This window comes from Xanthomonas hyacinthi (genome assembly GCF_009769165.1).
Classification (GTDB): Bacteria; Pseudomonadota; Gammaproteobacteria; order Xanthomonadales; family Xanthomonadaceae; genus Xanthomonas_A; species Xanthomonas_A hyacinthi.
In genome coordinates, this window is record NZ_CP043476.1 from 986,904 (window position 1) to 1,010,673 (window position 23,770).

At 67.4% G+C, this 23,770-nt stretch carries 20 protein-coding genes; 12 read left to right on the plus strand and 8 right to left on the minus strand.

What is annotated here, in order from left to right; genetic code table 11:
* Positions 1-86: 86 nt before the first annotated feature.
* Both FZ025_RS04550 and FZ025_RS04555 read right to left on the minus strand, forming a co-directional pair.
* Positions 87-1,250: an aminotransferase class V-fold PLP-dependent enzyme gene (locus tag FZ025_RS04550; protein WP_104557679.1), complete on the minus strand. Its 1,164-nt coding sequence runs from the start codon at positions 1,248-1,250 to the stop codon at positions 87-89.
* A gap of 438 nt (positions 1,251-1,688) precedes the next feature.
* On the minus strand, positions 1,689-2,813 hold the full coding sequence (locus FZ025_RS04555) for an acyl-CoA dehydrogenase family protein (protein WP_208803739.1): 1,125 nt from the start codon (positions 2,811-2,813) through the stop codon (positions 1,689-1,691).
* A 253-nt stretch (positions 2,814-3,066) separates the two neighbouring features.
* Here FZ025_RS04555 and egtB point away from each other — a divergent pair, with 253 nt between their 5' ends.
* Positions 3,067-4,356: an ergothioneine biosynthesis protein EgtB gene (gene egtB / locus FZ025_RS04560; RefSeq protein ID WP_046978190.1), complete on the plus strand. Its 1,290-nt coding sequence runs from the start codon at positions 3,067-3,069 to the stop codon at positions 4,354-4,356.
* Complete coding sequence (egtD, locus tag FZ025_RS04565) at positions 4,353-5,384, plus strand: L-histidine N(alpha)-methyltransferase (RefSeq protein WP_046978191.1); 1,032 nt, start codon at positions 4,353-4,355, stop codon at positions 5,382-5,384. Before egtB ends, egtD begins: the two co-directional genes overlap by 4 nt.
* Before the next feature lie 60 nt (positions 5,385-5,444).
* Here the strand turns inward: egtD and FZ025_RS04570 are convergent, their stop codons facing one another.
* From FZ025_RS04570 to sucC, 4 genes are all read right to left on the minus strand, one after another.
* On the minus strand, positions 5,445-7,082 hold the full coding sequence (locus FZ025_RS04570; protein ID WP_046978192.1) for an NAD+ synthase: 1,638 nt from the start codon (positions 7,080-7,082) through the stop codon (positions 5,445-5,447).
* Between the two features lie 296 nt (positions 7,083-7,378).
* Complete coding sequence (locus tag FZ025_RS04575) at positions 7,379-9,454, minus strand: pyrroloquinoline quinone-dependent dehydrogenase (protein ID WP_244292461.1); 2,076 nt, start codon at positions 9,452-9,454, stop codon at positions 7,379-7,381.
* Between the two features lie 463 nt (positions 9,455-9,917).
* Positions 9,918-10,790, minus strand: coding sequence for a succinate--CoA ligase subunit alpha (gene sucD, locus FZ025_RS04580; protein WP_104557683.1), 873 nt, complete (start codon positions 10,788-10,790; stop codon positions 9,918-9,920).
* A 173-nt stretch (positions 10,791-10,963) separates the two neighbouring features.
* On the minus strand, positions 10,964-12,127 hold the full coding sequence (sucC, locus tag FZ025_RS04585) for an ADP-forming succinate--CoA ligase subunit beta (protein ID WP_046978047.1): 1,164 nt from the start codon (positions 12,125-12,127) through the stop codon (positions 10,964-10,966).
* A 243-nt stretch (positions 12,128-12,370) separates the two neighbouring features.
* On the opposite strand from sucC, the gene FZ025_RS04590 reads away from it, so the two are divergent.
* From FZ025_RS04590 to FZ025_RS04605, 4 genes are all read left to right on the plus strand, one after another.
* The gene (locus FZ025_RS04590; RefSeq protein ID WP_104557685.1) at positions 12,371-13,984 is read left to right on the plus strand and encodes a sensor histidine kinase; all 1,614 of its coding nucleotides are present in this window, start codon (positions 12,371-12,373) and stop codon (positions 13,982-13,984) included.
* A gap of 75 nt (positions 13,985-14,059) precedes the next feature.
* Positions 14,060-15,448 carry a sigma-54-dependent transcriptional regulator gene (locus FZ025_RS04595; protein WP_104557687.1) on the plus strand — a complete coding sequence of 463 codons (1,389 nt, stop codon included), beginning with the start codon at positions 14,060-14,062 and terminating at the stop codon, positions 15,446-15,448.
* Between the two features lie 172 nt (positions 15,449-15,620).
* A complete protein-coding gene (locus FZ025_RS04600) occupies positions 15,621-15,917 on the plus strand; it encodes a type II toxin-antitoxin system RelE/ParE family toxin (RefSeq protein WP_046978042.1) in 297 nt (98 codons plus the stop codon).
* 2 nt (positions 15,918-15,919) lie between these two features.
* A complete protein-coding gene (locus FZ025_RS04605; RefSeq protein ID WP_046978041.1) occupies positions 15,920-16,213 on the plus strand; it encodes an addiction module antidote protein in 294 nt (97 codons plus the stop codon).
* A 27-nt stretch (positions 16,214-16,240) separates the two neighbouring features.
* Here FZ025_RS04605 and pilB read toward each other — a convergent pair whose 3' ends face one another.
* On the minus strand, positions 16,241-17,977 hold the full coding sequence (gene pilB, locus FZ025_RS04610; RefSeq protein WP_046978045.1) for a type IV-A pilus assembly ATPase PilB: 1,737 nt from the start codon (positions 17,975-17,977) through the stop codon (positions 16,241-16,243).
* Between the two features lie 207 nt (positions 17,978-18,184).
* Between pilB and FZ025_RS04615 the strand changes: the two genes are divergently transcribed.
* From FZ025_RS04615 to FZ025_RS04625, 3 genes are all read left to right on the plus strand, one after another.
* Positions 18,185-18,475: a nucleotidyltransferase family protein gene (locus tag FZ025_RS04615; RefSeq protein ID WP_046978040.1), complete on the plus strand. Its 291-nt coding sequence runs from the start codon at positions 18,185-18,187 to the stop codon at positions 18,473-18,475.
* On the plus strand, positions 18,472-18,843 hold the full coding sequence (locus FZ025_RS04620) for a HepT-like ribonuclease domain-containing protein (RefSeq protein ID WP_046978039.1): 372 nt from the start codon (positions 18,472-18,474) through the stop codon (positions 18,841-18,843). Before FZ025_RS04615 ends, FZ025_RS04620 begins: the two co-directional genes overlap by 4 nt.
* 135 nt (positions 18,844-18,978) lie before the next feature.
* Positions 18,979-19,674: a transposase gene (locus FZ025_RS04625; RefSeq protein WP_104557689.1), complete on the plus strand. Its 696-nt coding sequence runs from the start codon at positions 18,979-18,981 to the stop codon at positions 19,672-19,674.
* 399 nt (positions 19,675-20,073) lie between these two features.
* On the opposite strand, the gene FZ025_RS04630 is transcribed toward FZ025_RS04625, so the two are convergent.
* Entirely contained in the window at positions 20,074-20,511 is a 438-nt protein-coding gene (locus FZ025_RS04630; RefSeq protein WP_046978037.1) for a pilin, read from the minus strand.
* 386 nt (positions 20,512-20,897) lie between these two features.
* On the opposite strand from FZ025_RS04630, the gene FZ025_RS04635 reads away from it, so the two are divergent.
* Genes FZ025_RS04635 through coaE form a run of 3 tightly spaced genes read left to right on the plus strand, consistent with a single transcriptional unit; the run spans position 20,898 to position 23,661 of the window.
* Positions 20,898-22,157 (plus strand): type II secretion system F family protein, encoded by a 1,260-nt coding sequence (locus FZ025_RS04635; protein WP_046978036.1) that lies wholly within the window; start codon positions 20,898-20,900, stop codon positions 22,155-22,157.
* Positions 22,158-22,163: 6 nt separating this feature from the next.
* On the plus strand, positions 22,164-23,027 hold the full coding sequence (locus FZ025_RS04640) for a prepilin peptidase (RefSeq protein ID WP_046978035.1): 864 nt from the start codon (positions 22,164-22,166) through the stop codon (positions 23,025-23,027).
* Positions 23,028-23,040: 13 nt separating this feature from the next.
* Entirely contained in the window at positions 23,041-23,661 is a 621-nt protein-coding gene (gene coaE / locus FZ025_RS04645; protein WP_046978034.1) for a dephospho-CoA kinase, read from the plus strand.
* The last annotated feature ends 109 nt before the right edge of the window (positions 23,662-23,770 follow it).

A 23,770-nucleotide genomic window follows, 5' to 3' on the forward strand; every position in this document is an offset into this window, starting at 1 on the left:
CGGAACCCGTCGGGACTGAAGTCCCTCCCACAGTGCACCCAGCCGGCGCGCCGCAAATCCCTGTGGGAGCGCTTCAAACTCAGCGCTCAACCGCGCGCCGCGGCGACCATCTCGCGCGCCAGCCCGCGCATCGCCTCCGGTGTCAGCTGCAGATACGGCGCGATGCGCAACGCGCCATGGCGATGCGTGCAGATCACCTGCGCGCGCTGCAGCCACGGCAGCAAGACCTGCATGGCTGGCGCCGGCGGGCGCAGCGCGCTCAGGTGCGGCGCATGCCCGGGCACGCTCCAGTCGCCTGCCCCTTGCGCCTGCAGCTCATCCTCGAACGCCGCACCGAGTTCGCCCAGCCGCGCCGCGATCCGCGCCGGCTGCCAATGCTGCAATTGCTGCAGCGCCGCGCTGGCCATCGCCAGCCGCAGCGGCTCGGCCACGCCGCCGGCATCGAAACGGCGTGCGCCGGTGCGGAACGGGGGCGGCGCCGCGGCCGGGAAGTTCCAGTCGGCGCCAGGGTCGCGGGCCTGCCAGTGGTGCTCGATCGGCACGCCATGCGCGCGCCAGTGCGGCGCCGCCCACAGCCAGGCCAGCCCCATCGGCCCGAGCAGCCACTTGTGCCCGACCGACACCACGAAGTCCGGCCGCCACGCCGCCAGCCGCGCCGGCAACACGCCCAGGCTCTGGCTCAGGTCCAGCACCAGCGCCGCGCCCGCCGCATGCACGCGCGCGGCGATGCGGTCCAGGTCGAGCAGCGCGCCGTCGCGCCAATAGGCATTGGGCAGGGTTGCGATGCGCACCCGCGGCTGCGCATCCAGCCTCGCCAGCACCGCCTCGGTCCAGTCCTGCTGCGGTCCGCGCCGCACCACCGCCAGCTGCGCGCCGGTCTCGGCGCAGCGCTGCTGCCACAGCAGCAGATTCGACGGGAACTGGCCGTCGAGCAGCAACACCGCCTCGCCGGCCGCCAGTGGCAGTTGCCGCGCCGCGCTGGCCAGGCCGTAGGCGGCCGACGGCACCATCGCCACGCCATCCACGTCGCCTTCGAACACGGTGGCCGCGGCCAGGCCGCGCAGGCTTTCGATCTGTGCGCGCCAGGCCTCGAAGGACAGCGTCCACGGCGCCACCGACGCGGCCAGCGCCGCCTGCCCGGCGGCGAGTACGCTGGCCAAGCGTGGCCCCTTGCTGGCGGTATCCAGATAGCGCACCCCCGCGGGCAGGATGAAGCCGTGCCGTGCCTCGGCAAGGTCGAACGGAGCCATTGGCGGCGCACTGCACGCCATGAGGGAAGTGCTGGGCGGAACGGTGGGCATGTTCACCTGCGGCGGTGCCGGCCATTGACGACACAATCGTGTCCCATGCCCATGATAGAGACTGTGCGGCGAGCGGTCTGGAATTGCAGCGGAAAAGCGGACAGGTACATGACCAGCCTCATCGCTGGTCGGCGCTGTGCGGCGGCGCGTGCCTTGTCTCGACCCTTCGCGCCGGCTCCGCACTCATCTCGATCTGGGTCAGGCGCGCTACCGAACGTTGTTGACCGGGCCTGCGCGCTGCCGCACGCGCCTGCAGCGTGGCCAACGCGCGCTGCACGCCGATCGCGCTACCTGGCAGGCCGAAGCAATCCTGGGCGACCGCACCGCACGGATCGGATAAGCGGTGACCGCAGCCAGACGCACGCCGCTTTCGATGGGCGGCGGACATCAGGGGTAGCCGGGCGGCATGGACTGGCCGAGCAGCACACGGCCCGCGCTCTGCCAGTGGCCTTCGGCCAGCAGCGCGTGCTGCGCCACGACCAGCGCATCGTACAGATACCGCTGCATCGGCGCGGCGCGAAAGATGCCGGGCGTGCCGGCCAAGGTGAAGGCGGCGCGCGCCACATCGGCGCCTGCGCGGGCGGCATTGGTCGAGGCCAGGCGCAGCAGCTTGGCCTGCTGCGCGTCGATCGCCTCGCCAGCCAGCACCGCCTGCCAGACGCTTTCGGTGGATTCGTAAAAAAGACGCGTGCCGAAACGCAACTGGGCTTCGGCCTTGGCCAATTCGATCTGCACATAGGCGCGGTCGGCCAGGTTGGGCGCACCGGTGATCGACACGCGGCCATCGGCCGCGGCCGTGATCTCGTCCAGCGCCGCACGCGCCACGCCCAGGCCGACCACCGCCAGCACCTGCGCGGCAAAGGCGAGCGACGGGTAGCGATACAGCGGCGACGCCAGGGCCGGCGCGCCACCGCGGATGCAGGTCCACTCCGGCCGCACTACCGCGGCATCCACGATCACGTCGTGGCTGCCGCTGCCTTGCATGCCGATGACGTCCCAGTTGTGCTCGATGCGCACCTGATCGCGCGGCAGCACCGCCATGCGCGGCAGGCCCGGTACCGGGTCGGGTATCCAGGTGATGCCCACCCCCACCAGCGACGCCGCAGTGCAGCCGCTGCCGAACTTCCAGCGACCGGCCACGTGGATGCCGTCGCCCCTGGCCTGCGCGGCCTGCGGCGGGAACACCGCGCCGGCGAACACCACGTCCGGGCCGTCGGCGTAGATCCGCTGCAGGGTTTCCAGCGGCAACGCGGCCAGGTATTTTACCGACACCCCGAAACTGGCGACCCAACCGGTGGACCCATCGGCCTGGCTGATGCGTTCGACCAGCTTGCAGAAATCCGCAGGGCCAAGCTCGTCGCCGCCCATGTTGCGTGGCACCAGCGCGCGGTACACGCCCACCCCACGCAGCTTCTCCACGATGTCCTGCGACAGGCAGGCCTGCGCGGCGAACTCGGCGCGGCGCGCGTGGATTTCCGGCAACAACGCCTCCAGTGCGGTGTCCAGTGGCACAGGCGGCCTCACATCGCTGGCAAGAGCGGCCATTGTGCGCGCGATGGTCGCCGCGTTTCTGCGATGCCCTAGCCTATCGGCACGCCTCACCGGTTCAGCCGGCCGAATCGGTGACCGCTTTCGCGAAGCTGATTGCGTCGGAGCGCATGCCGCCATGCCGTCCATACAGAATGGGACGGCCGCGCGCGACAGGCTGGCGTCATCCTTCGACGCACGTGACGGCATATTCACGGTCTTCCCCTAAGCTTGCCGGATGCAAGCGACCTCTCCGGCGGCATCCCCCTCGCCCGCAGCGTCCGCCATGCCGCTGGCGGCACGGTTCGGCAGCGTGCGCCAGCGCACCGGCCTGCTCGCCGCGCCGCTGAGCGAGGAAGACGCGATGGTGCAGAGCATGGACGATGCCAGTCCTGCGAAATGGCATCTGGCGCATACCACCTGGTTCTTCGAACGCTTCGTGCTGGGCGCCGACGACGACTACCGCGCGGTCGATCCGCAGTGGGACTATCTGTTCAACAGCTACTACCAGAGCGTCGGCCCGATGCATGCGCGGCCGCGCCGCGGCGTGCTGTCGCGCCCGTCCATGGCGCAGGTGCGCGACTACCGCGGCGAGGTCGAGGCACGGGTGCTGGCGCGGCTGCAGGCCGGCGCGCTGTCGGCGCAGACGCTGCAGGTGCTGGAACTGGGCCTGCACCACGAGCAGCAGCACCAGGAGCTGCTGCTGACCGACATCAAGCACGCGTTCTGGAGCAATCCACTGGCCCCGGCGTATCGCCACGATCTTGCCGCGGTGCATGCGCCGGCCACTGCGCTGCGCTGGATCCAGCGCGACGAGCAACTGTGCGAGATCGGCGCCCCCGGCTGGCCGGCGCATGCGGCGTTCGCCTACGACAACGAATCGCCGCGGCACCGCGTGCTGGTGCCGGCGCATGCGTTGGCCAGCCGACCGGTGAGCAACGCCGAATACGCCGCATTCGTCGCCGACGGCGGCTACCGCAACGTCGCCCTGTGGCTCAGCGACGGCTGGGCGCGGCGCAACGCCGAGGCGTGGCAGCGGCCGCTGTACTGGCATGCCGATGGCGTGCGCGAGTTCACCCTGGGCGGCTGGCGCGAGCGCGATCCGCATGCGCCAGTCTGCCATCTCAGCCTGTTCGAGGCCGACGCCTATGCGCGCTGGGCCGGCGCGCGGCTGCCGACCGAGGCCGAATGGGAACAGGCCGCCACCGGCGTGGCCATCGCCGGCAACTTCGTCGAGGCCGATGCGCTGCATCCGCACTCGGCCGCGCAGGGCGAAGCCGGCCTGCAGCAGTTGTTCGGCGATGTCTGGGAATGGACCGGCAGCGCCTATCTGGCCTATCCCGGCTTCCGCCCGTGGGCGGGCGCGCTGGGCGAATACAACGGCAAGTTCATGAACGCGCAGTGGGTGTTGCGCGGCGGCAGCTGCGCCACGCCGCACGACCATATCCGCGCCAGCTATCGCAACTTTTTCCCCTCCGATGCGCGCTGGCAATTCGCCGGCGTGCGCCTGGCCAAGGATCCCGCATGAATGCCGCGACCGCCCGCGCCCTGACCGAAGCCGCGCTCACCGACCTGCACCCGCAGCCGGACGACATCGCCGCCGATGCGATCGCCGGCCTGTCGCGCCGTCCCAAGCAGCTGCCGTCCAAGTATTTCTACGACGCCGAAGGCTCGCGCCTGTTCGAAGCGATCACCCGCCAGCCCGAGTACTACCTGACCCGCACCGAGCTGGATCTGCTGGAAGCGCGGATGCCGTCGATCGCGCAGGCGGTGGGCAGCGGCGCGCACGTGGTGGAACTGGGCAGCGGCAGCGGGCGCAAGACCGAATTGCTGCTGGAAGGCCTGCGCGAGCCGGTGGCCTACACCCCGATCGAGATCTCGCGCGACATGCTGATGTCCAGCACCGCGCGCCTGGCCGAGCGCTTCCCGCGCATCCAGATGCTGCCGGTCTGCGCCGACTTCACCACCCCGGTGGCGCTGCCGGCACCGCAGCGCAGCGCGCGCCGCACCCTGGTGTTCTTTCCCGGCTCCACGCTCGGCAACTTCACCCGCGACGACGGCATCCAGCTGCTGCGCTCGATGCGCCAGACCATGCGCCACGACGGCTGCGCGCTGATCGGCATCGATCTGGACAAGGACCCTGCAATGCTGGAAGCGGCCTACAACGATGCGGCCGGGATCACCGCCGAGTTCACCGTGAACCTGCTGCGCCGCCTCAACCGCGAGATCGGCAGCGATTTCGACCTGGCACAGTTCCGTCACCGCGCGGAGTATGTGCGCGAACGCCAGCGCATCGAGACCTTCCTGGTCAGCCAGCGCGCGCAGCAGGTGCGCGTGGCCGGACACCGCTTCGACTTCGCCGCCGGCGAAGCGATGCAGGTCGAATACAGCCACAAGTACAGCGACCAGAGCTTCGGCGAGATGGCCGCGGCCGCCGGCCTGCGGGTCAGCCACGGCTGGAACGCGCAGGGCGATGCGTTTGGATTGCGGCTGTTGCAGAGTCGGGACCCGGGACCGGGGATCGGGGACCCGGAAAAGCACGCGCCGCTATCGTGACAGCGCCGGGATCCCGCAGATCCCGAAACGCAACCGTCTCAGGCGCGGCGCACCATGCGCCTACGCCTGATACCCATTGGTGATCGGATAACGCCGCTCGCGGCCGAACGCGCGGCGCGACACCTTCGGTCCCGGCGCGGCCTGATGCCGCTTCCATTCGGTGATGCGCACCAGCCGCACCACGTGATCGACCACCTCCGCGGCGTAGCCGGCGGCGACGATCTCGTCGCGCGATTCCTCCTGGTCGACGTAGCGGTACAGGATGCCGTCGAGCACATCGTAGGGCGGCAGCGAATCCTGGTCGGTCTGGTTGGCGCGCAGCTCCGCCGACGGCGGCCGCGCGATCACCGCCGGCGGGATCACCGGCGCGCCGCCGACCGTGTTGCGCCATTTCGCCAGCCCGAACACCTCGGTCTTGTACAGGTCCTTCAGCGGCGCATAGCCGCCGCACATGTCGCCATAGATGGTGGCGTAGCCGACCGCGTACTCGCTCTTGTTGCCGGTGGTCAGCAGCAGCCCGCCGAACTTGTTGGCCAACGCCATCAGGATCACGCCGCGGCTGCGCGACTGCAGGTTTTCTTCGGTCACGTCGGCCTGGGTGCCCTCGAACAACGGACCGAGCGCCTGCAGCAGGCCCTCGAACGCCGGCTCGATCGCCACCGTCTCCAGCGTCACGCCCAGCGCGTGGCACTGCTCGGCCGCCAGGTCGTTGGACATCTCGGCGGTGTAGCGCGACGGCAGCCGCACCGCGGTGACGTTGTCTGCGCCCAGTGCGTCCACCGCCATCGCCAGCACCAGCGCCGAATCGATGCCGCCGGACAGGCCCAGCCACACCTTGGAAAACCGGTTCTTGCCGCAGTAGTCGCGCAGCCCGCGCACCACCGCGCGCCAGGCCAGCGCGTCCATGCTCTCGTCGCCGTCGTCGATCCAGCGCAACGGGGTGAACGCACGGGTCTGCGTCGCGTAGTCCACCACCAGCCATTGGTCGGTGAACGCCGCCGCGGCCGGATGCACGCTGCCGTCGCCGTCGGCGACCACCGAGGCGCCGTCGAACACCAGCGCGTCCTGGCCGCCGACGACGTTGAGATAGGCCAGCGCCACGCCGGTCTCGCGGGTACGCTCGGCCAGCAGCGCGTCGCGCTGCGCGTGCTTGCCGCGCTCGAACGGCGAGGCGTTGGGCACCAGCACCAGTTCGGCGCCGTGGCGCGCGGTATCGGCCAGCGGCTCGGGGAACCACAGGTCCTCGCAGATCACCAGGCCGACCGGGGTGCCCTTGACCTCGAACACGCAACTGCCGCCGTCCGGATCGACATCGAAATAGCGGCGCTCGTCGAACACCGCGTAGTTGGGCAGTTCGCGCTTGCGGTAGGTGGTTTCGATCTGCCCGCCGCGCAGCACGCTGGCCGCGTTGTAGACCACGCTGCCGGCGCTCTGCGGCCAGCCGACCACCGCGACGATGCCGTGCACGCGCACCGCGATGCGCTGCACCGCCAGTTCGCAATCGGCGAGGAAGCCGGGCCGCAGCAACAGGTCCTCCGGCGGATAGCCGCTGACCGCCAGCTCCGGGAACAGCACGATGTCGGCGCCGTACTCGTCGCGCGCCTCGTCGATCATCGCGAGGATGCGATCGGTGTTCCGGGCCACGGCGCCGACCGGAAAATCGAACTGGGCCATGGCGATGCGAAGGGAAGAAGACATGGACAACCTTGCAGAAGCGGGAGGGGGAAGACGCGCCACGGCCGCGCGGATGCGCGGCCGCGCCGACCGCGCGGCGCCAGCAGCAGCAGCGGAGCCGGCACATGCGCACGACGGTAAAGCGCAGTGTAGCGCCGCACCGCGGCCGGCGACCCGGCTCAGCCACCTCACGCTGCGCCGCCCACCGGCTGGATGCGCTGGAGGGACTTCAGTCCCGACAGGTTCCGAAGCCGGCCGCCGACCGACCGCGCGTCGCGACTGAAGTCGCTCCCACAAGCAACGGCATGTCGCGCATCGCCTCAGCCGTTGCCGCGACTGCCAGCCCGCGCACGACGCCGCCGGCGCCAGCGCCGCCACAGCGTCACCACGCCCGCGAGCAGCCCCAGCGCGACGCCGCCCAGGGTCGCCATGCGCGCGGCCACGCCATGCTGGAACACCACCTCCTTGCCCTCGCCGTCGAGCGTATAGGCCACCACGTAATCGCCCATCGTCCCCATGCCCTCGCGGCCGCCGGCGGCGATCACCACGTACTGCTTGCCGTCCACCGCATAGACCGACGGCGTGGCCTGACCGCCGGCCGGCAGCTTTACGTCCCACAGGGTCTTGCCGCTGGCGCTGTCGAGCGCGCGCAAGCGCGAATCGGCGGCCGCAGCGATGAAGGTCAACCCGCTGGCGGTGGTCACCGCGCCACCGAGCAGCGGCGTGCCCACGTCCAGCGGCAGCCACGGCAGCCGCTCTTCCAGCGTGCCGAGCGGGCGTTCCCAGGCGATCTTGCGCGTGCGCAGGTCCACCGCCACCAGCCGCCCCCACGCCGGCTTGACGCAGGGAATGCCGCCGGACGAGGCCAGCATGCCGCGGCGCATGTAGTACGGCGTGCCTTGCATGTCGTTGAACTGCTGGTCGGGATGGCGCGCGTGGTCGCTATCGCGGAACTGCGCGCGCGGGATCAGCGCCACCTGCATCGGCAGGTCCGACACCGGCATGATCGCCAGCTGGCGCTGCGGGTCCACCGCGATGCCGCCCCAGTTCACGCCGCCGGCCCAGCCCGGCAGCGCGATCGTGCCGCGCACGCTGGGCGGGGTGAACAGGCCTTCCGAACGCAACCCGGCGATCAGCGCGGCGCACTCGCGACGCGCGCCCGGCGTCGGCCCCCAGGCGTCGGCCGCGCTCAGCGGCGTATGCCGGGCCAGGCGCAGCGCCGGCTCGGGCATCGGCTGGGTCGGCGAGATGCGCTCGCCAGGCACATCGGAGGCCGGCACCGGCACTTCGCTGATCGGGAACACCGGGCTGCCGTCGCGGCGGTCGAAGGCGAACAGGAAGCCGGTCTTGGTCGCCTGCAGCACCGCCTCGCGCGGACCCTGCGCGGTCTGCAGCGTCGCCAGCACCGGCTGCGAGGCCAGGTCGTAGTCCCACAGATCGTGATGCACCAGTTGCTGCGCCCACACCCGGCGGCCGCTGTGCAGGTCCAGCGCCACCAGCGAATTCGCATCGCGGTTGTCGCCGAGCCGTTCGCCGCCGTAGTAGTCGGGACTGGCCGAGCCGGTCGGTACGTAGACCAGCCCCAGCGCCGGATCCACCGCCAGCGGCGCCCAGGCGTTGCCGCCGCCGACCGTGGCGGCCTGGTCCGGCTGCCAGCCGGCCGCGGCCGCGGCGGCCGGATCGCGCGGCACCGGATCCCAGCGCCACAGCGCGCGGCCGCTGCGCGCGTCGTAGCCGCGCACCACGCCCTGCTCCAGCGCATGCCCGCGGTTGTCGCCGATCGAGCTGCCCACCACCAGCACATCGCCGGCCACCACCGGCGGCGAGGTCACCGCATAGTTGGCCCAGGCATCGCTGGGCCTGTCGTGCACGTCGATCCCGGCGTGCAGGTCGATCGTGCCGGCCGTGCCGAACCCGGCGCAGGGCCGGCCGTCGGCGGCGTCCAGCGCGATCAGCCGCGCATCCAGGGTGCCGAACACGATGCGTTCGCGGCACGCGCCTGCGGCGGCCTGCGCGTCGCGCCAGAAACTCACCCCGCGCGAGGCCGGATCGCTGTAGTGCTTGCCGCGCGACACCTTGGCGTCGAACGACCACAGTTCGCGGCCGCTGGCCGCATCCAGCGCGAAGGCGATGCCGGTGCCGGTGACCAGATACATGCGCCCGCCCAGCACCAGCGGGTTGGCTTCGAAGCGGCGCCGTTCCGGATCCGGCAGGCCCGCGCCGAGTTCGCCGGTCCGGAACGACCAGGCGATGCGCAGCCGTCCCACGTTGTCCGGGGTGATCTGGGTCAGCGGCGAATGCTGGCCGCCGCCGGGCGCACCGGCATAGCTGGACCAGTCGCCCGGCGCCGCCGCGCAGATCCCGCCGACGCCGAACGCCAGTCCCGCACCACACATCGCTGCCCGCCATCTGCTGCCCACCGGTGCCGCTCCTGTCATCGCTTGAAGGAGCGGCAAGTATGCGTAGCGCCCATCCGCCCGCCGCGGCCAAGGGACGGCGGCGGCCACGGCAGTGACCAATGGCGGTCCCTTAGGGACGACCGGTGCGCGGACACATACCGCCAAGTGCAGCCGCCGCACACCACTCGCAAATGTCTGCAGCCTCAAGCCCCTCTCCCCCCGGCGACCGAAGGAAGTCCCGTGGGAGAGAGGGGTGGGGTGAGGGTACGGGGGCGAAGCCCCTGCCCAACTGACAGCAGTGGCGCCCCCCCGCCAAACGCTGCGCCACCGAAAAACGCCGGCACAAAAAAACCAGGCCCCGCTTTCGCGAGGCCCAGTTCGACGCTGACCGGTATTGCCGCCAGCGAACGGCCGCCGGCATGCGGCACCTGAGCGCCGCATGTCGCAACCGCCGTGTCGCTTACTTCACCAGCGAAGCGATCGCCGCGCCCAGGTCGCCCGGCGAACGGACGGTCTTGACGCCAGCGGCTTCCATCGCCGCGAACTTGCCGGCAGCGGTGCCCGAACCGCCCGAAGCGATCGCACCGGCGTGGCCCATGCGCTTGCCCGGAGGGGCCGAGGCGCCGGCGATGAAGCCGACGACCGGCTTCTTGACGTGGGCCTTGATGTACTCGGCACCGGCTTCCTCGGCGTCGCCGCCGATCTCGCCGACCATGATGATGCCCTGGGTCTGCGGGTCTGCGTTGAACAGCTTGAGGCAGTCGACGAAGTTCAGGCCGTTGATCGGGTCGCCGCCGATGCCGATGACGGTGGACTGGCCCAGGCCGGCCGCGGTGGTCTGCTTGACCGCTTCATAGGTCAGGGTGCCCGAGCGCGACACGATGCCGATCTTGCCCGGCATGTGGATGTGGCCCGGCATGATGCCGATCTTGCACTCGTCCGGGGTGATCACGCCGGGGCAGTTCGGCCCGATCAGGGTCACGTCCGGGTGCGACTTCAGCACGTTCTTGACCCGCAGCATGTCCAGCACCGGGATGCCTTCGGTGATGCAGACGATGACCTTGATGCCGGCCGCGGCCGCTTCCAGGATCGCGTCGGCCGCGAACGGCGGCGGCACGTAGATCACCGACGCATCGGCGCCGGTGGCGTCGACCGCTTCGCGCACGGTGTTGAACACCGGCAGGTTGATGTGGGTGGTGCCGCCCTTGCCCGGGGTCACGCCGCCGACCACGCGGGTGCCGTACTCGACCATCTGGGTCGCGTGGAAAGTGCCCTGCTGGCCGGTGAAGCCCTGCACGATGACCTTCGTATTCTTGTTGATCAAAACAGACATTCGTTTGAGTCCTTGAGAGTTCTGCTATTTGGTCGGCTTCGGAACGACGCGGCATTTCGCGATGCGAAACGCCGCTCAGGCGTACTTCCACAACCCCCGCAACGCCGCTGCGCGGCGCTGCCGCCCCCTTGACTCAAGGGGGCAAGATGGCTTCGTCCCGAACCAGGAATGCGTCAGGCAGCGACAGCCGCGACGGCCTTCTTGGCGCCATCGTTGATGTCGTCGGCCGGGGTGATGGCCAGGCCGGATTCGGCCAGCAGCTTCTTGCCCGCTTCGACGTTGGTGCCTTCCAGACGCACCACCACCGGCACCTTGACGTCCACTTCCTTGACCGCGGCGATGATGCCCTCGGCGATCATGTCGCAGCGGACGATGCCGCCGAAGATGTTGACGAAGATCGCCTTGACCTTGTCCGAGGACAGGATCAGCTTGAACGCCTCGGTCACGCGCTCCTTGGTGGCGCCGCCGCCGACATCCAGGAAGTTGGCCGGCGCACCGCCGTTGAGCGCGATCACGTCCATGGTGGCCATGGCCAGACCGGCGCCGTTGACCATGCAGCCGATGTTGCCGTCCATGGTCACGTAGTTCAGGTCGTACTCGCTGGCGCGCACTTCGGCCTCGTCTTCCTGGGTCTTGTCGCGCATGGCGGCCAGATCCTTGTGGCGGAAGGTGGCGTTGTCGTCGGAGTTGACCTTGCCGTCGAGCGCGTACAGGTCGCCGCTGTCCAGGATCGCCAGCGGGTTCAGTTCGACCAGCGCCAGGTCCTTTTCGTTGAACAGGGTGTACAGGCCGCCCATGATCTTGGCCAGCTGGTTGGCCTGCTTGGCGGTCAGGCCGAGCTTGAAGCCGATCTCGCGCGCCTGGTAGGGCTGCAGGCCTTCGACGAAGTCGACGTTGAGGGTCTGGATCTTCTCGGGGGTCTCGGCGGCGACCTGCTCGATGTCCACGCCGCCTTCCGACGAGGCGATATAGGTGATCGACTGGGTGCCGCGGTCCACCAGCACCGACAGGTACAGTTCCTTGGCGATCTCGCCGGCCTCGGTGACCAGCACCAGGCCGATCGGCAGGGCCACGCCGGCGGACTGGTAGGTTTCCATCGAGGTGCCGAGCATCTTGGCCGCAGCGGCCTTGACGTCGTCGGTGGTCTTGCAGAACTTCACGCCGCCGGCCTTGCCGCGGCCGCCCGCATGGATCTGAGCCTTGACCATCCAGGGGCCATTGCCCAGGGCATTGGCCGCTTCGACGGCGTCTTCGGGCGTGGACGCGACGCGTCCGGCCGGGACCGGGATGCCGTAGTCGGCAAACAGTTGTTTCGCCTGGTATTCGTGGAAATTCATGCGTCACCGTGGGGAAGAGGAACGACCGTTCCGCAGCGATCCGGCCCTGAGCTGGCGGCCGCGACGATGTGGACGGGGCGCACATTGTCGCCGACCCGGGGCAGCGGCGCAAAAGCGCCGGTTCGGCGCCCGCGAAACGGCGCCGCCGGACCGCTGCCAGCGCCCCCCGATCGCGCACCCGCCATCGCATTCGCCGACCCGGCGCCTATACTCGCGCCGTCTGCCGCCTGGCTGGAGTCCGGCTTGCCCACAAGCGCCTCGCTCATCGACCGCATCGAGTCCATCCCCCGCCGCGAGCTGTATTTCTTCGCGCTGTACCGGGTGCTGGTGGCCGGGCTGATCGCGGCGCTGGTGTTCAGCCCGTTGAGCGTGCTGGTCGGCGCACCGCGCTTCCCGCAACTGGCGGTCGGGCTGGCCGGCGCCTACCTGCTGGTGGCGCTGCTGCTGCTGCTGTGGGGCCGCAACGAACGCCACCTGACCCCGATCGTGTTCTTCAGCGCGGCCGCGGACATCGCCGCGGCCACCCTGGCCGCGCACGCGCTGCCGGCGGCCAGCGCCGGCATCGCGATGATGCTGCTGTTCAACGTCGCCGCCGCGGCGATGCTGCTGCCGCTGCGCTACGGCTTCGGCGTCGCCCTGACCGCGGCCGCGGCGACGCTGCTGGAATACCTGTGGACCTCGCTGGACGGCGGCGAGAGCACCCGCAGCCTGGCCGAACTGGCGATGTTCGCCACCAGCTACCTGGCGGTCGCCTACATCTGCTATCAGATCGGGCAACGCGCGCGCAGCAGCCAGACGCTGGCCGAGCGGCGCGGCGCCGAAGTGGCGAATCTCTACGAAATCAACGAGCTGATCATCCGCCGCATGCGCACCGGGGTGTTGGTGGTGAATGCGCAGAACCGCGTCACCCTGGCCAACGAGGCGGCCTCGGCGCTGCTCGGCGACGCCGACGGCAACAGCGCCAGCGGCCGCCTGGAGCTGCTCAGCGCCGCACCGGAACTGGGCCGGCGGCTGCAGCGCTGGCGCAACGGCTGGAACCAGGAAGAGACGCCGCTGCAGCTGTCGCCGGACCAGCCGGAGGTGCAGCCGCGCTTTGCCCGGTTGCTGATGGAAGAGGACCTGACCCTGGTGTTCCTGGACGATGCGACCGTGGTGTCGCGGCGCGCCGAGTCGCTAACCCTGTCGGCGCTGGGCCGCTTCTCGGCCAGCCTGGCGCACGAGATCCGCAACCCGCTGGCCGCGATCAGCTACGCCTCGCAGCTGCTCGAGGAGTCGCCGGCGATCGGCGATGCCGACCGCCGCCTGCTGCAGATCATCCACATGCAATGCCAGCGCACCAACGGCATCGTCGAGAGCGTGCTGGGGCTGGCGCGGCGCGAGCGCTCCAATCCGGAGAACCTGGACCTGGGCGTGTTCGTGCGCCGCTTCGTGCTGGAATACCAGCAGACCCTGTCGATCGAGACCGACAGCCTGGAGGCCATCGGCGCGCCGCAGCCGGTGCACGCGCTGGTCGATCCCAAGCACCTGCACCAGATCCTCAGCGCGCTGGTGCACAACGCGCTCAAGTACGGCCGGGTGATGGAGGAACCGGCGCGGGTGCGGCTGCGCGTGGCGGTGCAGGAGCGCAACGCCATCGTCGACGTGATGGACCGCGGCCCCGGCATTCCCGAGGCAGTGGCCGCGCAGCTGTTCCGCCCGTTCTTCACCACCTCCGAGCACGGCACCGGACTGGGCCTGTACATCGCCCGCGAGCTGTGCCGGGCCAACCAGGCGCGGCTGGAATACGTGCCGGTGCCCGCTGGCGGCGCCTGCTTCCGGGTGGTCCTGCCCGGCCCGCACACCATGCTCTCGGCTTGAGACCGCCGCCGCCCCGACCCTGCCGCGTCGATAATTTGGCGCCACCCTCCCCCACCTGGGCTATCTTTTCCGCACATGAACGAAACCCGAAGCGCCCTGGTCGTCGACGACGAGCGCGACATCCGCGAACTGCTGGTGCTGACCCTGGGCAGGATGGGGCTGCGCATCAGCACTGCCGCCAACCTCGCCGAGGCCCGCGAACTGCTGGCCAGCAACCCCTACGACCTGTGCATCACCGACATGCGCCTGCCCGACGGCAACGGCATCGAGCTGGTCAGCGAGATCGCCCGCCACTACCCGCGCACGCCGGTGGCGATGATCACCGCCTTCGGCAGCGTGGACCTGGCGGTGGAAGCGCTGAAGGCCGGCGCCTTCGACTTCGTCAGCAAGCCGGTGGACATCCACGTGCTGCGCGGCCTGGTCAGGCACGCGCTGGAACTCAACAACAGCGAGCGCGCCGCACCGCCGGCGGCGCCGCCGGAACAGGCCAGCCGCCTGCTCGGCGCCTCGGCGGCGATGGACGTGCTGCGCGCCACCATCGCCAAGGTCGCGCGCAGCCAGGCGCCGGTCTACATCCTCGGCGAGTCCGGCGTCGGCAAGGAGCTGGTCGCGCGCACCATCCACGAACAGGGCGCGCGCGCGGCCGGGCCGTTCGTGCCGGTCAACTGCGGCGCGATCCCGGCCGAACTGATGGAAAGCGAGTTCTTCGGCCACAAGAAGGGCAGCTTCACCGGCGCGCATGCCGACCAGGCCGGCCTGTTCCAGGCCGCGCACGGCGGCACCCTGTTCCTGGACGAAGTCGCCGAGCTGCCGCTGCCGATGCAGGTCAAGCTGCTGCGCGCGATCCAGGAGAAATCGGTGCGCCCGGTCGGCGCCGCGAGCGAAGTGCCGACCGACGTGCGCATCCTGTCGGCCACGCACAAGGACCTGGCCGACCTGGTCGCCGACGGCCGCTTCCGCCACGACCTGTACTACCGCATCAACGTGATCGAACTGCGCGTGCCGCCGCTGCGCGAGCGCGGCGGCGACCTGCCGCAACTGGCCGCGGCGATCCTGGCGCGGCTGGCCAAGAGCCATGGCCGGGTCACCCCGCTATTGTCGCCATCGGCATTGGACGCGCTGAACCGCTACGCCTTCCCCGGCAACGTGCGCGAACTGGAGAACATCCTCGAGCGCGCCCTGGCGATGGCCGAAGACGACCAGATCAGCGCCGCCGACCTGCACCTGCCGCAGCCCGGCAACAGCGCCCGCGCCGCGGCCGAAGCCGCCCCCGCGCTGCCGCCCGGCGTGGTCGACATCGACCCCACCTCCTCCGCCCTGCCCACCTACATCGAGCAGCTCGAACGCGCCGCGATCCAGAAGGCGCTGGAAGAGAACCGCTGGAACAAGACCCGCACCGCGGCGCAGCTCGGCATCACCTTCCGCGCGCTGCGCTACAAGCTCAAGAAGTTGGGGATGGAGTAGAGAAGCCGGGAATGGAGAATGGGGAATGGAGAATCGGAAAAGCCTGCCTGCGCTTCTCCCATTCCCCAGTCCCGATTCCCCATTCTCGGCTTTCGGTCCTTGGTAATGCGATTGATCTCGGCCAGGCTGGTGATGCCTGGCAGCAGTGTGCTTTTTAGACTACACTCGAGCAGTGATCGAACTCAAGCAGACCGAGACGTTCCGCAAGTGGCGCACGAAGCTGAAGGACGAGCGCGCTCGCACCGCGATTGCCTTGCGCTTGACCCGACTTGCCTATGGTCATGCCGGCGATACGGAACCGGTTGGGCAAGGCATCAGCGAGCTGCGTATCCACTACGGCCCCGGATATCGGGTGTATTTCCAGCGGCGCGGCAACACGATCGTCGTCCTGCTCTGCGGCGGCGACAAAAGCACGCAAGCGAAGGACATCAAGACCGCCAAACGCCTTGCCGATGAATGGAGCGAATGACCATGACCGAAAACCTGACCACCTACGATCCGGCGGAGGATCTGAACTCCGACCAGGCGATTGCCGATTTCATGGCGGGCGCCTTTGCGACCAACGACCCCGGCTTCATCGCCCATGCACTCGGCATCGTCGCCCGTGCCAAGGGCATGACCCAGATCGCGCGGCAAACCGGCCTTTCCCGGGAGCAGCTCTACCGCTCCTTCAGCGAGGACGGAAATCCGACGCTGCGCACCACCCTGGCCGTGATGAAGGCACTCGGGATCGAGCTGACGGCCAAGGCCGCCATCACGCATTGAGCGACGACATGCCGGATTCCAGCCCCATCAATCCTTGGTCACGCGATTGATCTCGGCCAGGCTGGTGATGCCGGCGCGCGCCTTGATCAGCGCCGACTGGCGCAAGTCCTTGACCCCGATCTTCTGCGCCGCATCGGCGATGTCCATCGCATTGCCGCCCTGCAATACGATGGCCGCGATCTCGTCGTTCATCGGCATCACCTGATAGATGCCGGTGCGGCCCTTGTAGCCCTCGGTGCACTCGTCGCAGCCCACCGCCTCGTACAACTGGATGCCGGCGGCGACCTCGGCCTCGCTGAATCCCTCCGCCAACAGCGCATTGTTCGGTAGCTGGGTCGGGCGCTTGCAGTTGTTGCACAGCCGCCGCGCCAGGCGCTGCGCGATCACCAAGGTCACCGAACTGGTGATGTTGTACGGCGCGATGCCCATGTTCATCAGACGCGCGATGGTCTGCGGCGCATCGTTGGTATGCAGCGTGGACAGCACCATGTGGCCGGTCTGCGCCGCCTTGATCGCGATCTCCGCCGTCTCCAGGTCGCGGATTTCGCCAACCATGATGATGTCCGGATCCTGGCGCAGGAACGAGCGCAGCGCCACGGCGAACGTCATGCCGCGCTTGTTGTTCTGCTGCACCTGGTTGACCCCGGGCAGGCGGATTTCCACCGGATCTTCGGCGGTGGAGATGTTGCGGGTATCGTCGTTGAGGATGCCCAGCGCGGTGTACAGCGACACCGTCTTGCCCGAACCGGTCGGGCCGGTCACCAGCACCATGCCGTAGGGCTTGTGGATCGCATCCAGAAAGAGCTTTTGCTGCTCCGGCTCGTAGCCGAGCTTGTCGATGCCCAGCCTGGCCGCACTGCCGTCGAGGATACGCAGCACGATCTTCTCGCCGAACAGCGTCGGCAGCGTGCTGACGCGGAAGTCGATCTGCTTGCTCTTGGACAGGTTGAGCTTGATGCGCCCATCCTGCGGCACGCGCTTCTCGGCGATGTCCAGCTGCGACATCACCTTCAGCCGCGCGGCGATGCGCTGATTGAGCTTGATCGGCGCCTTGGCCACGCTCTTGAGCAGGCCGTCGATGCGCAGGCGCACCCGGTAATCGTCCTCGTACGGCTCGAAATGGATGTCCGAAGCGCCGCGGCGGATCGCATCGACCAGCATCTTGTTCACGAACTTGACCACCGGCGTATCGTCGCCCTTGGCATCGACGCCGGTATCGCCGCCGCCGCCCATGTCCTCGTCGCCGGCACCGACCTCGAGGTTGTCCATGCCTTCGTCGTCGCCGCCCAGGCTGTTGCCGATCGCATCGTTGCTCGCCTGCCACTGCTCCAACGTGCGCCGGATCTGGTCCTCGTCGACCAGGATCGGCTCGACCGTCAGATTGGTATGGAACTTGATGTCGTCCAGCGCCCGGGTCTGGGTCGGATTGCTGACCCCCACAAACAGCCGGTTACCGCGCTTGAACAGCGGCAACACCTGATGCTTCTGCAGCAACTCCTCGCTGACCAGCTTGATCGCGCTCTGGTTGGCATCGAACACCGACACGTCCAGCAGCGGCATGCCGAACTCGACCGCATTGGCGGCCGCCAGCTGCGCCGCGGTGACCAGCTTCTTCTCGGAGAACCACTGCGGCAGCGGGATCTTGGCCTCGGCGGCATGCGCCATCGCGGTCCGCGCGACCGTCTCTTCCAAGGCGCCATCCTGGACCAGGCGGCGCGCGATGCCGGTGATGCCGACGAGATTGGCGGATGTCAGAGCGTTCATCATGGCCCCCTAGGCTACCTGGGCAAGAATAACGCATCGGTCGTTCCCGCACGTCCCGCGGGAACGGCAACCTCGGGAGGCAGGTCCAACGTTCGATACGCGCTCGGCAACCATGAAGACGACGACCAAGACTGACTACACTACAGCCGGTCGAAATTCCGCCTACTTCGGTTATTCTGACCCAGCGGCAGCGAACGAGGCTTTACCATGAAACCGTCCTTGGCATTGGAAACCCATCGAGAAGCGATTCGTCGCATCGTGGCCGCCCACAATGCCGGCAATCCGCGCGTGTTCGGGTCGGTGGCGCATGGCCAGGACAGCGAAGACAGCGATCTGGATCTGCTGATCGACCCGACGCCGGAAACCAGCCTGTTCGACATCGGTGCGATCCGGCACGAATTGTTGCAGCTGCTTGGCGTGCAGGTCGATGTAATGACCCCGAAGTCCCTGCCGGAAGGCTTTCGTGCCGAGGTCGTTGCGCAAGCGGTTCCCGTATGAAGCACCCGGAACGCCGACTTCGCCACTACCTTGGCGATATTCTCAATGCCGTAGCGCGGATCGAGAAATACGTCAAAGACATGCAGGACGACGACTTCCTCGCCAGCGATCTGGTGCAGGATGCCGTGGTACGCAATTTCGAGATCATCGGCGAAGCCAGCAAGCACATCCTGCAACGCTTTCCGGACTTCGCCAACGCGCACCCAGAGCTGCAGCTTGTGCAGGCTTACGAAATGCGCAACTTCGTGACGCACGGCTACCAGCATGTGGATTACGAAGTGGTCCTGAAGACCATCCGACACGACCTGCCGATACTGGGCCAGCGAATCGCAGCCTGCCGGAGTGCGTTACCGGACAATGCCGACTGACTCTCCCAAAAGGGGCCAGAGGAAATATCCGTTTGAAATCGCCGGCGTTTCTCGACATGGTCGTGCGACAAACTCCTATACGACATAGGCAGGACCTTGGCACACGATGTGCCATCCCCGTCTGTAGCTTCTGCCATGCCGCGTCGCCCCCGACTCGAACTACCTGGCTTTCCCTTACACATCACCCAGCGTGGCGTCAATCGCGGCGCAGTGTTCCTGGACGAGGATGACCACGCGCGCTATCGCGCGCTCCTTGATGATGCGTTGAAGGCACATGACATCGCCCTGCATGCCTATGCGCTAATGACCAACCATGTGCATCTACTGCTGACGCCGCCGGCACCTGGGCGGCTATCGGCCGCGATGCGCGAAGTGGGGCAGCGCTACGTTCCGGCATTCAATCGCAAGCACCGACGTACCGGCACCTTGTGGGAAGGACGTTTCAGGTCATGCCTCGTCGAATCCGAGCGCTATCTGTTGATGGTCCAGCGCTACATCGAACTCAATCCCGTGCGCGCCGCCATGACTGCCTTGGCAGAGGACTACCGCTGGTCCAGCACGCGTGTCAGCCTTGGGCTTGTGACCGACCCAGCCCTTTCGCCACACTCCTCCTATCTTGCGCTCGATGCCGACCCGGCACGTCGAGCTGCCACTTATCGCGAATGGCTGTATCAAGGCATCGCTGATGACGAGGTGCAAGCCATTCGCCTTCATCTTCAACAAGAACGCGCCCTCGGCCATCCACGCTTTCAAGCCATGGCAGCACGAACGCTGAATCGCCCGGTGCACCTCCGGCCGCCAGGGCGACCGAGAAAGTCGGAACCTGCTTGAACAGAAAGTTCAAACGGATATTTCCTCCGGACCCTCTGCGTCAGGACCCTTTGCGTCACTTTACCGGGAACCTTTATATCGGAAATTCAAACGAATATTTCCTCTGACCCCTTTATTCCCCGACCCTTTATTCGCTTCCGGACCCTTTATTCGCTCTGCTGCATCTGGTTGCGACGCAGCGGCTTTGAACGTCAGGCGACTCTCTGCGCGTCCGCGATGGAGATGCAACGCTCGGTCGCTGAGAGCGTCCTTTCGCAGAGAAGAGGGCTTGCGGCGGCTACATGAACGGAAAGTTCAAACGGATATTTCCTCTAGCCCCGTTATTTCATTTTTTATAAAATCTTATTCCAAGAATACAAAAACCCGCCAGCGGCGGGCCTTTGCATCAACCACTACCAATTAATTAGTAGCTGCAGCACCACAAGTTGCAGGACGCAACTTCTCCACTACAGCAGTAGTACAGGTCCAAACACCAGTGGTGCCATTGGCAGTATCGGCCGCACGCGTCCATTGAATGGTCTGACCATTGATCTGAGCATTACCCTTAAGCGTACAAGTCAGCGTAGCCGCGCCACTCGGATCAACGCTTACGGCTATACCACAACGACTCGTGCTGGCCTGCAGACCAACATCGGCCTGAGTCGTTGTAACCGCCTTACCCTCAGCGATACGGGTTTCAGCCTGCACCTTTCCAGGGGTAATTTCGGCCAGGCCTGCCGAAACCTGTGACTTGGCAACATAATCCTGGTACATCGGCAGTGCAATGGCGGCCAGAATGGCAATGATCGCAATCACGATCATCAGTTCGATCAGGGTAAAGCCCTGTTGCTTCTTCATTGGTGAATCCCCTAGAGATGGTGTGTAAGTTGGCAGACACTCGGCCCGCGGAGCTTGCTACCCCTCGAGCGCCGCGCGGCAGAGCGCCACGTGCGGGTGATACAAGCAGGCTGCGTGCCAACTTCCCCACGCGCACCCTTTGCTCCCCCGAAGCACATGATGCCTCATTGCATCGAGGTCAGGCACAAGGGAGAAAGCGATTTGCGATGAGATAGCCCCACTATCAGAATAGGTCACAAAGTGACGCTAAACGTCACCTCGACAGATTTCTGGCGTTGCTCGCCCTGACGCGCTCCCTGGCCGTTGACCGCGGGTGCCAGACGCCGCGGAAACCGATACCATGCTGGTATGTCCGCCTGGGGATGGCTGGACGGGGAGCACACCTGATGTCCGCAACTCGTAGCGCAGTACCCAAAGAGCCCGTGGCGCGCAATACCAGCCAGCAGGTGCCGTTCGTCTGGGAGGGGACGGACAAGCGCGGCGTCAAGATGAAGGGCGAGCAGGCCGCCAAGAACGCCAACCTGCTGCGTGCCGAGCTCCGCCGCCAGGGCATCACACCGTCGGTGGTCAAACCCAAGCCCAAACCCCTGTTCGGCGCCGCCGGCAGCAAGATCAGCACCAAGGACATCGCCTTTTTCAGCCGCCAGATGGCGACCATGATGAAGTCGGGCGTTCCCATCGTGGGATCGCTGGAGATCATCGCCAGCGGGCATAAGAACCCCCGCATGAAAAAGATGGTGGATCAGGTCCGTACCGACATTGAGGGCGGCTCGTCGCTTTATGAGGCGATCAGCAAGCACCCGGTCCAGTTCGACGAGCTCTACCGCAATCTGGTCAAGGCCGGCGAAGGCGCCGGCGTGCTCGAAACCGTCCTGGAGACGGTAGCGAACTACAAGGAGAACATCGAAGCGCTAAAGGGCAAGATCAAGAAAGCCTTGTTCTACCCGGCCATGGTCATGGCGGTCGCGTTGCTGGTCAGTTCGATCCTGCTGGTGTGGGTGGTGCCGCAATTCGAGGATGTATTCAAAGGCTTTGGCGCCGAGTTGCCTGCGTTTACCCAGATGATCGTGGCCGCCTCGCGCTTCATGGTGTCTTATTGGTGGATCCTGCTGATCCTGCTGATTGGCACGATTGGCGGCTTCATCTTCGCCTACAAGCGCTCGCCCTCGATGCAGCACGGCATGGACCGGTTGGTCCTGAAGGTACCGATCATCGGCCAGATCATGCACAACAGCGCCATTGCGCGCTTTTCGCGGACGCTGGGCGTGACCTTCCGTGCGGGCGTCCCGTTGGTAGAGGCCCTGGACATCGTTGCCGGCGCCACCGGCAACAGTGTGTACGAAAAAGCCGTGCTACGCATGCGCGATGACGTATCAGTGGGTTATCCGGTCAACATGGCGATGAAGCAGGCCAACCTGTTTCCGCACATGGTCATCCAGATGACCGCCATCGGCGAAGAGGCCGGTGCGCTGGATGCGATGCTGTTCAAGGTGGCCGAGTACTTCGAGCAGGAAGTGAACAATGCGGTGGATGCGTTGAGCAGCCTGCTCGAGCCGCTGATCATGGTGTTCATTGGTACCATCGTCGGCGGCATGGTCGTCGGCATGTACCTGCCCATCTTCAAGCTGGCCTCCGTCGTTGGATAAGCATTAATGGCATTTCTCGATCAACACCCCGGCCTCGGCTTTCCCGCCGCGGCGGGGCTGGGCTTGCTGGTAGGCAGTTTCCTCAACGTGGTGATCCTGCGCCTGCCCAAGCGCATGGAGTGGCAGTGGAAGCGCGACTCGCGCGAGATCCTGGAGCTGCCGGACATCTACGATCCGCCGCCGCCCGGGATCGTGGTCGAGCCGTCGCACTGCCCGCACTGCAAGCACAAGCTGTCCTGGTACGAGAACATCCCGCTGTTCAGTTGGTTGGCGCTGCGCGGCAAGTGCCGGCATTGCCATGCACCGATCTCGATTCAGTACCCGCTAGTCGAGATGCTGACCAGCCTGCTGGTGGTCGCCAGCGTCTGGCGCTTCGGCTTCGGTTGGCAGGGGTTCGGCGCGATCGTGTTCAGTTGTTTCCTGGTCGCGATGTCGGGGATCGACCTGCGCACTCGCCTGTTGCCGGATCAGCTGACCTTGCCGCTGATGTGGCTGGGCCTGGTCGGCAGCATGGACAATCTGTACATGCCGGCCAAGCCGGCGCTGCTCGGCGCGGCGGTCGGCTATGTGTCGCTGTGGTCGGTGTGGTGGCTGTTCAAGCAGATCACCGGCAAGGAAGGCATGGGCCATGGCGACTTCAAGCTGCTGGCGGCCATCGGCGCCTGGTGCGGGCTGAAAGGCATCCTGCCGACCATCCTGATCTCCTCGCTGGTCGGCGCGGTGCTCGGCTCGATCTGGCTGGCGGCCAAGGGCCGCGACCGGGCCACGCCCATTCCGTTCGGCCCGTATCTGGCCATCGCCGGCTGGATCGTGTTCTTCTGGGGCACGGAAATCATCGATACCTACATGCGCTGGTCCGGGCTGCGCTGAGCGGAGCCGCACCGTGAGCGATTTCATCGTCGGCCTGACCGGCGGCGTGGCCTCCGGCAAGAGCGAACTGAGCCGCCGCTTCGAGGCCAAGGGCATCGTCGTGGCCGATGCCGACGTGGCCGCGCGCGCGGTGGTCGCGCCCGGGCATCCGGCACTGACGCAGATCGTGGCCCGTTTCGGCCCGCAGATCCTGCGCGAGGATGGCAGCCTCGATCGCGCCGCGCTGCGCCAGCGCATCTTCGAAGATCCAGTGGCGCGCCGCGACCTGGAAGCGATCACGCACCCGGCGATTCGTACGCTGATGCAGCAGGCGTGCCGCGAGGCCGCCAGCCCCTATGCCGTGGCGGCGATCCCGCTGTTGACCGAAGTCGGCGCGCGCACCGCGTATCCCTGGCTGGACCGGATCGTGGTGGTCGATGCGCCCGAGGCGACGCAACATGCGCGCCTGATGCAGCGCGACGGCATCACCGCCGAGCTGGCGCAGCGGATGATCGCGGCGCAGGCCACGCGCGCGGCACGGCTGGCCATCGCCGACGATGTCGTGGTCAATGACGGCGATGCCGGGCGGCTGCAGGACGCGGCGGATGCGCTGGATCGGCAGTACCGTGCATTGGCGGCGGCGAAGACCGCTTAGGCCGTTTCGATCGGCAGACCTTGCGAGCCTCGGGGCTGAAGCCCCTCCCACAGTGCACCCAGCCAGATGACCGCGAGCCCTTGTGGGAGCGACTCCGGGTGGCCTCGGG